Origin of the sequence: Candidatus Planktophila sp. (assembly GCF_044348745.1) — a bacterium.
GTDB lineage: Bacteria > Actinomycetota > Actinomycetes > Nanopelagicales > Nanopelagicaceae > Planktophila.
The window spans coordinates 50,064-60,716 of record NZ_JBIKSG010000006.1 but is presented as its reverse complement, the minus strand read 5'-3'; the positions used below and the strand labels follow the sequence as shown (position 1 = coordinate 60,716).

General features: G+C 45.6%; 10 protein-coding genes. All 10 read left to right on the top strand.

The genetic code is table 11. From position 1 onward, the window contains the following. On the top strand, positions 1–1,100 hold a 1,100-nt coding region (locus AC9UH7_RS02325), incomplete at its 5' end, for an adenylosuccinate synthase (protein ID WP_509594531.1). Positions 1,101–1,102: 2 nt separating this feature from the next. After that, complete coding sequence (purD, locus tag AC9UH7_RS02320) at positions 1,103–2,347, top strand: phosphoribosylamine--glycine ligase (RefSeq protein ID WP_509594528.1); 1,245 nt, start codon at positions 1,103–1,105, stop codon at positions 2,345–2,347. Beyond that, positions 2,348–3,769 (top strand): adenylosuccinate lyase, encoded by a 1,422-nt coding sequence (gene purB / locus AC9UH7_RS02315; protein ID WP_509594525.1) that lies wholly within the window; start codon positions 2,348–2,350, stop codon positions 3,767–3,769. It abuts the gene before it with no gap. Continuing rightward, complete coding sequence (locus tag AC9UH7_RS02310; protein ID WP_509594522.1) at positions 3,766–4,647, top strand: phosphoribosylaminoimidazolesuccinocarboxamide synthase; 882 nt, start codon at positions 3,766–3,768, stop codon at positions 4,645–4,647. The genes purB and AC9UH7_RS02310 overlap by 4 nt, the downstream gene beginning before the upstream one ends. A 15-nt stretch (positions 4,648–4,662) precedes the next feature. Next, the gene (purS, locus tag AC9UH7_RS02305; RefSeq protein ID WP_509594520.1) at positions 4,663–4,908 is read left to right on the top strand and encodes a phosphoribosylformylglycinamidine synthase subunit PurS; all 246 of its coding nucleotides are present in this window, start codon (positions 4,663–4,665) and stop codon (positions 4,906–4,908) included. Further along, positions 4,908–5,576 (top strand): phosphoribosylformylglycinamidine synthase subunit PurQ, encoded by a 669-nt coding sequence (purQ, locus tag AC9UH7_RS02300; protein ID WP_509594518.1) that lies wholly within the window; start codon positions 4,908–4,910, stop codon positions 5,574–5,576. The genes purS and purQ overlap by 1 nt, the downstream gene beginning before the upstream one ends. Next, positions 5,576–7,801 (top strand): phosphoribosylformylglycinamidine synthase subunit PurL, encoded by a 2,226-nt coding sequence (gene purL, locus AC9UH7_RS02295; protein WP_509594515.1) that lies wholly within the window; start codon positions 5,576–5,578, stop codon positions 7,799–7,801. The genes purQ and purL overlap by 1 nt, the downstream gene beginning before the upstream one ends. A gap of 5 nt (positions 7,802–7,806) precedes the next feature. Next, positions 7,807–8,103, top strand: a complete 297-nt coding sequence (locus tag AC9UH7_RS02290; protein WP_509594513.1) for a sterol carrier family protein — start codon at positions 7,807–7,809, stop codon at positions 8,101–8,103. Next, positions 8,100–9,569 (top strand): amidophosphoribosyltransferase, encoded by a 1,470-nt coding sequence (purF, locus tag AC9UH7_RS02285; protein WP_509594510.1) that lies wholly within the window; start codon positions 8,100–8,102, stop codon positions 9,567–9,569. Before AC9UH7_RS02290 ends, purF begins: the two co-directional genes overlap by 4 nt. After that, positions 9,569–10,627 (top strand): phosphoribosylformylglycinamidine cyclo-ligase, encoded by a 1,059-nt coding sequence (gene purM / locus AC9UH7_RS02280; RefSeq protein ID WP_509594508.1) that lies wholly within the window; start codon positions 9,569–9,571, stop codon positions 10,625–10,627. The genes purF and purM overlap by 1 nt, the downstream gene beginning before the upstream one ends. Positions 10,628–10,653 lie beyond the last annotated feature (26 nt).

Here is a 10,653-nt window from a genome sequence, read left to right as displayed (position 1 = left end):
CAAATGTAATTCCTGTGATTGGCAATGGCGTCGTAATTGACCCAAGTGTTCTACTTGAAGAGATTCGTGGTTTAAATGAGCGGGGCATCAATACAAGCAAGCTTTTGATTTCAACTAATGCTCACTTAATCACTCCCTATCACCGCACAATCGACAAGGTGTCAGAGCGCTTCCTCGGCAAATCAAAGATTGGTACAACAGGACGCGGAATTGGACCAGCCTATGCTGACAAGATCAATCGAATTGGAATTCGCGTGCAAGACCTTTTCGATCCTTCAATTCTTCGTCAAAAGCTTGAAGGTGCATTGCGCGATAAGAATCAAATTCTGATTAAAGTCTTTAATCGTAAGAACATCGAAGTAGATGAAGTTCTTGAAGAGTATTTAAAGTACGCGGATATTTTGCGTCCATATGTTGCCGATACCGTTTTGATTTTGGATGAGGCGCTAAAGGCTGGAAAGAAAGTACTTTTGGAAGGCTCTCAGGGCACTTTGCTTGATGTGGATCACGGAACATATCCGTTCGTAACCTCAAGTAATCCAACTGCGGGTGGGGCTTGCACTGGGTCAGGTATTGGGCCAACAAAAATTGATCGTGTAATTGGTATTTTAAAGGCCTATACAACGCGGGTTGGTAGTGGGCCATTCCCAACAGAGTTATTTGATGAAGACGGAGAAGCATTACGACGCATTGGTGGGGAAATCGGCGTTACCACTGGACGCGCTCGTCGTTGTGGCTGGTTTGATGCACCAATTGCTCGTTATGCAGTTCGCGTTAATGGCTTAACTGACTTCTTCTTAACAAAGCTGGATGTATTAACTGGCTGGGAGAAGATTCCAGTATGCGTTGCCTATGAAATTGACGGAAAACGTGTGGAAGAACTTCCAGCATCGCAAACAGATTTTCATCACGCAAAACCAATTTACGAATACCTGGACGGATGGAAGGAAGATATCTCAGGAGCTAGAAAGCTTTCTGATCTTCCAAAGAATGCACAAGATTATGTTGCATTCCTAGAAAAGATTTCTGGTGCACCAATGAGTGCTATCGGCGTAGGCCCTGGTCGAGATCAAACAATTGTCGTAAAGGATTTCATCTAAGAATGAAAATCCTCCTAGTCGGAAGCGGCGGACGCGAACACGCGCTAGGAGTAGGACTGCAAGCAGATCCAGCATGTACTGAACTTCATGCTGCACCAGGCAACCCTGGGATTGCCCAGTTTGCGCAATGTCATCCACTTGTAGTTACAGATAATGCTGCGATTGTAGAACTCGCACAACGTTTAGAGATTGACTTAGTTGTTGTTGGTCCTGAAATACCCTTGGTAAACGGTGTTGCAGATGATTTACGAGCATCTAATATCGCTGTTTTTGGCCCATCTAAAGCTGCGGCACAACTAGAGGGGTCTAAGAGTTTTGCTAAAGAGGTAATGCGCGACGCTGGAGTACCAACAGCACACAGTTTTACTTGCACAACTAAAGAAGAGATAGAAATAGCATTAGATGCATTTGGTGCGCCATATGTTGTTAAAAATGATAGCTTGGCTGCTGGCAAAGGTGTTGTTGTCACTAATGATCGCCAAGAAGCTTTAAATCACGCACTAGTTTGTAGGCAAGTAGTAATTGAAGAGTATTTAGATGGTCCAGAAGTTTCTCTATTTGGGATTAGCGATGGAACAACAATTGTCCCCATGCAACCTGCTCAAGACTTTAAGCGTGCATATGATGGGGATGTAGGACCAAACACTGGCGGGATGGGCGCATACTCACCCCTGCCGTGGGCACCATCAGACATTATTGAAGATACATACAAGCAAGTTCTGGCACCAATGATTGCTGAAATGGCAGCACGTGGCACTCCATTTGTTGGTTTGCTCTATGCAGGTCTTGCACTCACTGATCATGGAACTAAAGTCATTGAATTCAATGCACGATTTGGAGATCCTGAAACTCAAGTCTTGATTCCACTGCTAAAAACTCCACTTGCAATGTTGCTCTATAAGGCGGCAACAGGTGATTTGTCTGGAACAAATTTGGAGTGGAGAGAAGATGCTGCGGTCACAGTTGTATTGGCTGCTGAAGGTTATCCATCTGCTCCTAAGAGTGGCGGAGTAATTACAGGATTTTCTGCAATCGATGAGGTTCAGATTTATCACGCCGGTACATCTGCCACAGAACAAGGTGTTGTCGCATCAGGTGGTCGGGTTCTCACAATCACCGGCACTGGAGAAGATCTAACCGAAGCCCGTAATCGTGCCTACCGTGCGATTAGCCAAATCTGCCTTGCTGGCTCTTTCTACCGTTCCGACATCGCGCTTAATGCGTCGGTGGCAGAGAAGGGCAATTAAATGACCGATAATTCACCAATGAGCCTGCTTGCTAGCCGATATGCATCAGCAGCTATGCGCGAAATCTTCTCGCCAGAGGCCAAAATCATTGCCGAGCGCAAGCTGTGGATCGCGGTTATGCGCGCTCAATCCACTTTAGGCCACGCTATTTCTAAGGATGTAATTACAGATTACGAAAATGTAATTACACGGGTGGATCTTGCATCAATTGATGCCCGTGAAAAGCAGACACGCCACGATGTTAAAGCGCGCATTGAAGAGTTCAATGTTCTCGCTGGCCACGAAGCAATTCATGCGGGTATGACGAGCCGAGATCTGACTGAAAATATTGAAGCGCTTCAGATTAGAAACGGTTTAGAGATAGTTCATGACAAGGTTGTAACACTTCTTGCTCGACTTGCAGAACGTGCAACTCAGTATGCGGATCAACCAATCGCTGGGCGTTCACATAATGTTCCAGCTCAGGTAACAACTTTAGGAAAGCGTTTTGCCTCTGCTGCAGAAGAGTTGTTGTTTGCCTACGAGCGCCTAACAGCATTGCAAGATCGCTACCCAATGCGTGGCATTAAGGGTCCAGTTGGGACAGCGCAAGATTCAATTGACCTTCTTGGATCAACGGACGCCCACTTTAAATTAGAAGAAGCAATTGCAAAAGAACTTGGGTTTAATAGTGTTCTAGATTCAACTGGACAAATCTATCCACGTTCTTTTGATTACGATGTCGTAACTACTTTGGTTCAGATTGCTGCATCACCTTCATCACTTGCTACATCAATTCGTTTGATGGCAGGTGCTGAACTAGTAACTGAAGGGTTTAAAGCTGGACAAGTTGGTAGTAGCGCGATGCCTCACAAAATGAATACCCGTTCATGTGAGCGAGTAAATGGTCTTTCAGTTGTGCTTCGTGGCTATGCATCCATGGTTAGCGAACTCTCTGGCGACCAATGGAATGAAGGAGATGTTTCATGCAGTGTTGTTCGACGAGTTGCGCTACCAGATGCCTTCTATGCCATTGATGGTTTGCTCGAAACAATGCTTACAGTCCTTGATGAGTTTGGGGCTTTCCCAGCGGTAATTAGTGCTGAATTAGAGCGATATTTACCATTCTTAGCCACGACGAAGATTCTTATGGCTGCAGTTAAGTGCGGCGTTGGTCGTGAAGTTGCACATGAAGTTATAAAAGAACATGCAGTTAAGGCTGCCCTTGGAATGCGAGAAGGAAAGAAGAACACACTTCTAGAAGATCTGGCATCCGATGATCGCCTACCACTTGATCGTCAAGCACTTGATGCCTTAATTAGTGATCCCATCGAATTTACTGGCGAAGCTCGCCAACAAGTAGCTCGAGTTGTTAGTCGCATTGGTGCGATTACATCCGCGCACCCTGCCGCAGCGCAGTACAAGCCCGGCTCTATTCGGTGAGCGGCTTTGGCCTAGCTGGCCCACCGCCAGCGCCTGAAATAACTGGGTGGAAACATCTGCGCACCGGAAAAGTTCGCGACTTGTATACAAATGATAAAAAAGAAATCTTGTTAGTTGCATCAGATCGAGTTTCAGCTTATGACTGGGTCATGCCAACTGCAATTCCTGGGAAAGGCGCAGTCCTTACCCAACTATCACTGTTTTGGTTTGAACTATTAGAAGACATTATTGGCAACCACATAATCTCAACAGAAGTTCCTGATGAAGTTGAAGATCGAGCGATCATCGTGCAGCCACTAAACATGTTTGAGATTGAGTGTGTTGCTCGTGGATACTTAACCGGTAGTGGATGGAGTGAGTATCAGAACACTAAATCTGTGTGTGGAAATACTCTGCCAGATAGACTACTTGATGGAACACAACTACCAAATAGCATTTTCACTCCAGCGACTAAAGCTGAAATAGGCGATCACGACATAAACATTGATTTTGACGGTGCTGTATCAATTGTTGGGGCAAATGCTGCTGCCGAACTTCGTGATCTAACAATTAAGTTATATGAAACGGCAGCAGAGTTTGCCGCTAGTCGCGGAATCATCGTGGCGGATACTAAGTTTGAATTCGGTCGCAATGAAAAGGGCCAAATTCTTCTTGGCGATGAGGCGCTAACCCCTGATTCTTCTAGGTTTTGGGAGGCTTCAACCTGGAAGCCAGGCGGGGTTCAACCTTCCTATGACAAGCAATTTCTACGTGACTACCTAGTTTCTAGTGGATGGGATAGAAATAGCCCACCCCCTGAACTACCTAATGAGATCGTAGAGAAGACAGCGCAACGTTACGAAGAAGCATTTTTCCGTATTACCGGTAGCAAGTTCTAAAAGGGAGAAACATAAATGGCAAAAATCGTGGTTGATGTGATGTTAAAGCCTGAGATCCTTGATCCTCAGGGAAATGCGGTTGCATCTGCACTGCCACGGCTCGGATTCACATTTGCTACATCTGTTCGTCAAGGAAAGCGATTCGAAATCGAAGTCGAAGGCGAGCCATCGGTAACCCAACTGGCTGAAGTAGAAAAAGCAGCTGAAGTCTTATTGTCTAATCCTGTGATTGAAAACTTTGTCGTGAGAGTTGAAAAGTAATGCGCGTTGGAGTCATTACTTTTCCAGGAACTCTAGATGACCGTGATGCTGCCCGCGCAGTTGTAGTTGGTGGAGCAGAGGCAGTATCGCTATGGCACGGGGATGCGGATCTAAAAAACGTGGATGCCGTTGTTTTACCTGGTGGTTTTTCGTATGGAGACTATTTGCGCTGTGGCGCAATTTCTCGTTTTGCACCAGTTATGCAACTAGTCATTGAAGCCGCTAATAACGGAATGCCAGTTCTTGGTATTTGTAACGGTTTCCAGGTGCTGTGTGAATCGCATTTGTTACCAGGTGCTCTGACTCGTAACTCTGATCTGCATTTCTTGTGTCGTGATCAAGAGATTGAAATTGTTAATAATCAAACACCCTGGACTAATTCTTTTAAACAAGGTGAGAAAATTGTAATTCCACTTAAAAATGGCGAGGGTTCATTTCAGTGCGATGATCAAACTCTTGCGATGCTTGAGGGTGAAGGTCGCGTAATAGCGCGTTATGTAGGGGAAAATCCCAATGGGTCACGTAATTTAATAGCTGGAATTGCTAACGCAAAAGGCAATGTTGTGGGTCTTATGCCTCATCCAGAGCATGCAATCAACGAGCTAACAGGGCCATCCGCGCAAGGTCTTGGATTCTTTACATCTATCTTGAATGCGATGGTGAAGTAGTGGCGCTAGATACTGTTGCTATTGCAGAGGTAACTCCTGGCAATCCACAACCCTTTGCAGAGCTTGGCCTGAAGCCAGATGAATATGCTCGCATCAAGGAAATTCTCGGTCGTCGCCCAACTTCATCCGAACTGGCGATGTATTCGGTGATGTGGTCTGAGCACTGTTCCTATAAATCTTCTAAAGTTCACTTGAAGCAGTTTGGTGAAAAAGCACCAAAGTCTGATGCTTTGTTAGTTGGTATCGGTGAAAATGCAGGAGTTGTTGATGTTGGCCAGGGATATGCCGTAACTTTTAAAATTGAATCGCATAATCACCCTTCATTTATTGAGCCTTACCAAGGTGCCGCAACTGGTGTTGGCGGAATTGTTCGCGATATTTTAACTATGGGTGCTCGGCCAATTGCAGTGATGGATCCATTGCGATTTGGTCCTGCAGATGCACCAGATACTCGCCGTGTGTTGCCAGGAGTCATTGCTGGTGTTGGTGGATATGGAAACTGTTTAGGACTTCCAAATATTGGAGGCGAAGTAACTTTTGATGAAACATATGCAGGCAATCCACTTGTCAATGCCTTGTGTGTTGGCGTGATGAAGCACAGTGACATCAAGTTAGCTAAAGCTGCAGGTGCTGGCAATTTAGTTGTGTTGTATGGGGCAAAAACAGGTGGCGATGGAATTGGTGGAGTTTCAGTCCTTGCTTCAGAAACTTTTGGTGCTGGTGGATTAACAAAGCGTCCAAGTGTTCAGGTGGGGGATCCCTTTGTTGAAAAGGTTTTAATTGAATGTTCTTTAGAAATCTTTGCTGAGGATCTAGTTGTTGGTATCCAAGACCTTGGTGGAGCAGGCTTATCCTGTGCCACAAGTGAGCTGGCATCAGGTGGTTCTGGTGGCATGAAGGTGCAATTAGACAAGGTTCCGCTGCGCGATCCATCGCTATCTCCTGAGGAGATCTTGATGTCTGAATCACAAGAGCGCATGTGTGCAATCGTTGAGCCAAGCAAGATTGATCGATTCTTAGAGATCTGTAAGAAATGGGATGTGACAGTCACAGTTATTGGTGAAGTAACAGATGGAAAACATCTTGAAATCACCTGGAACGGAGAATTGATTGTTGACGTTCCACCACGCACAGTTGCCCATGATGGCCCTGTCTATAACCGTCCTTTGGCACAACCTGCCTATATTGATCAAGTAAATGGACAAAGAATTGATGTACCCATTCCTGAAACAGCAGCTGAAGTAAAAGCAGCAGTTCTAAAATTAGCAGCTGCTCCTAACCTTGCAGATAAATCATGGGTCACATCTCAATATGACAAATATGTTCAAGGCAACACAATTCAATCTCAACCTGATGATTCTGGAATGGTTCGGATTGATGAAACAACACATCTGGGTGTTGCAATCTCAACAGATGCAAATGCCAACTGGTCATACTTAAATCCATATCAAGGTGCAAAATTAGCGTTAGCTGAAGCGGCGCGGAATATTGCTACAGCTGGTGCTCGACCACTTGCTGTAACGAACTGCCTTAACTTTGGCTCGCCTGAAGATCCAGGAGTGATGTGGCAGTTTGCGGAATCAGTTCGCGGATTGGCAGATGCATGTTTAGAAATGGGACTTCCAGTAACAGGAGGAAACGTATCCTTCTATAACCAGACCGGCTCTGTTGCAATCTTGCCCACACCTGTTATCGGCGTACTGGGTGTTATTCAAGATGTTCGCACGCGAACACCTATGAGTTTCACAAAGGCCGGTTTGGATCTCTATCTAGTTGGAGAAACACATGAAGATCTGGCTGGCAGCGAATGGGCCTTCTTGCACAATCAGCGAGTTGGCCAATCCCCAGATGCTGATTTACAGCGTGAAATGCGCCTTATTGAGCTACTTCTTGAAGGTAACGCCTTCTTTGCTGCTGCCCATGATTTAAGCCAAGGTGGCCTATCTGCAGGTTTAACAGAAATGGTTTTACGTCATAAAGTTGGCGTAACAATTTCACTTGAAAACGTAGGGGTTAGCTTGATCAGCGAAACTCCTGGCCGCGTACTTGTTGCTATCGATCCATCCCAAAATGCACGACTTGAAGGATTGGCTGTTAAGCATTCAATTGCAATTACAAAGCTAGGAATTACAGGCGGAGATTCATTAACAATTAATGATGCGGCAATTTCCTTGTCTGAACTTTCAACAGCCCACACATCAACATTTCCGAAGTTGTTTGGATAGCAGATATGCGCGACCAAAAGATACTTGAAGAAGTTAAGAGCACTCTTGCGCTTTTAACTGCGAAAGCTCCTGGTCGTGCAATTGAAGTTCGCGTGCCGCCTTATGCGGCTGTTCAATGTGGTGAAGGTCCAACCCATACTCGGGGAACGCCACCTAACACAATTGAGATGAGTGCAGATACTTGGTTAGCGCTAGCTGCCGGAAGATTAAGTTGGGCTGATGCTATGGAAAGTGGTGTAGTTACAGCATCTGGCGTCCGGGCTGATTTAACCGAGTACCTACCGTTAGGATTAGATGTATGAGACGTCCTGATGGTTTGCTCAATCACAATGTGTTAGGAGAAGACAAAGGTCCTCAAGATGCGTGTGGTGTTTTTGGAGTATGGGCACCTGGTGAAGAAGTTGCAAAATTAACTTTCTATGGCCTTTATGCGCTGCAACATCGCGGAACCGAGTCTGCAGGAATAGCTACAAGTGATGGTGAAAGAATCCTTATCTTTAAGGATATGGGTCTTGTGTCACAGGTGTTTACAGAAGGTGATCTTGCAACATTAAAGGGAAACCTAGCCATTGGTCATTGTAGATATAGCACAACTGGATCAAGTACTTGGGTGAATGCTCAACCTACATTGCGCCCAACTAAGTACGGAACACTGGCTTTAGCCCATAACGGCAACCTAACTAATACCGGTGATTTAGCCGAGTTAGTGCAAAAACTTGAAAGTTCTGCAACCAGTATGAGTGGTGTTACGACTGACACTGAAATAATGACAGCGCTAATCGCATTACAGGATGAGAAAAATGTTGAAGCAAGCGCATTAGCTGTTTTGCCACAATTAGAAGGTGCATTTTCACTTGTGTTCATGGATGAACACACCCTGTATGCCGCTCGAGATCGACATGGTGTGAGGCCACTTGTGCTGGGCAAACTGGATAGAGGTTGGGTTGTAGCTTCTGAAAGCGCTGGACTAGACATTGTCGGTGCTGCCTTTGTTCGAGAAATCGAACCAGGTGAATTTCTTTCAATTGATAGCAATGGCGTTCGATCACAACGCTGGGCAGAGGCGCAACCCAAGGGATGTTTGTTTGAGTATGTCTATCTTGCCCGTCCTGATACAACTATTGCTGGAAGCGGAATCCATAAAACCCGTGTTGCAATAGGTGCGCAGCTTGCGAAAGAAGCGCCAGCAGAGGCAGACCTTATTATTCCAGTACCAGAATCTGGGACTCCAGCCGCCATCGGATATGCAAAAGAATCTGGAATTCCATTTGGTCTGGGGCTTGTAAAGAATTCTTATGTGGGGCGAACATTTATTCAACCGTCGCAAACTATTCGTCAATTGGGTATTCGCTTAAAGTTAAACCCTTTGCGCGAAATCATTGAAGGCAAGCGCATTGTTGTTGTTGATGACTCTATCGTGCGGGGAAACACCCAGCGTGCAATTGTTCGAATGTTGCGGGAGGCGGGAGCAAGGGAGATTCATGTACGAATTTCCTCACCTCCTGTAAAATGGCCTTGTTACTACGGAATCGATTTTGCAACACGTGCCGAATTGATTGCCAATGGGCTAGAGGTGGAAGAAATTCGCCGATCAATTGGGGCTGATTCCTTAGGCTATGTCTCACTTGAAGGTCTAATTTCAGCGACTCAGGTGCCTTCTGATCGACTATGTTCGGCCTGCTTTACGGGTCAATATCCAATTCGCATTCCTGAAGATATGTCCGAAGGAAAGTTACATTTAGAAATTACGGAAGTGCACGGTAACTAATGGCTACGTATAAAGATTCAGGTGTCGATATCGATGCGGGAGATCGTGCGGTCGAATTGATGAAGGCTTCTATTGCTAAAGCAACTCGGCCAGAAGTTATGGGTGGAATTGGTGGTTTTGCCGGTTTATTTGATGCCAGCAAATTAAAGGATATGAAGCAACCATTACTTGCCACTTCTACAGATGGCGTAGGGACAAAAACAGAGATTGCTCGTGCACTTGGTAAGTACGACACCATTGGTGAAGATCTAGTGGCAATGGTTGTTGATGATTTAGTTGTGTGTGGTGCAGAACCACTTTTTATGACTGATTACATTGCAGTTGGAAAAGTGATTCCAGAAAATATCGCAGATATTGTTGCTGGAATTGCTCGAGGCTGCGCAAAAGCAAATACTGCATTAATTGGTGGAGAAACTGCAGAGCATCCTGGATTGCTTGACGAAGATGAGTTTGATATTGCTGGTGCAGCCACTGGCGTTGTTGATGCAGATCGTCAGTTAGGTGCTCATCGTGTTAAAGCTGGTGATGTGATTATTGGAATGCCCTCTAGTGGTTTTCATGCAAATGGATACTCCCTTATTCGTCATATCATCAAGACTGTCGGACTAAGCCTGTCTGCAAATGTGAGCGAGTATGGAATTACATCGGGTGAAGTATTTTTGAAACCTACCGAGATTTATACACTTGATTGTTTAGCGTTGATTAAATCAATGCCAGAGCACTTGCATGCTTTTTCACACATTACAGGTGGCGGTATTGCAGAAAATACTGCTCGAGTTATCCCAGATCACTTAACTGCGACTTATGATCGATCAACATGGTCGTTGCCTGTTGAAATGGAGTTCATGGCAAAAATGGGTGGAGTTCCTCAGGGCGATATGGAGCGCACATGGAACTGCGGCATTGGGATGAGCGCGATCGTTGACGCCTCTGTTGCCGACCTGACGCTGCGATCTTTGGCAGCTCGGGGGATGAAGGCGTGGGTGGCTGGGGTTGTTTCTGAGCGTAAAGGGGCTGATCCACGCTCAACTTTGGAAGGTTCCTACCAACCGCGATAACCTACGCTCCTGACGCACAGCAATTA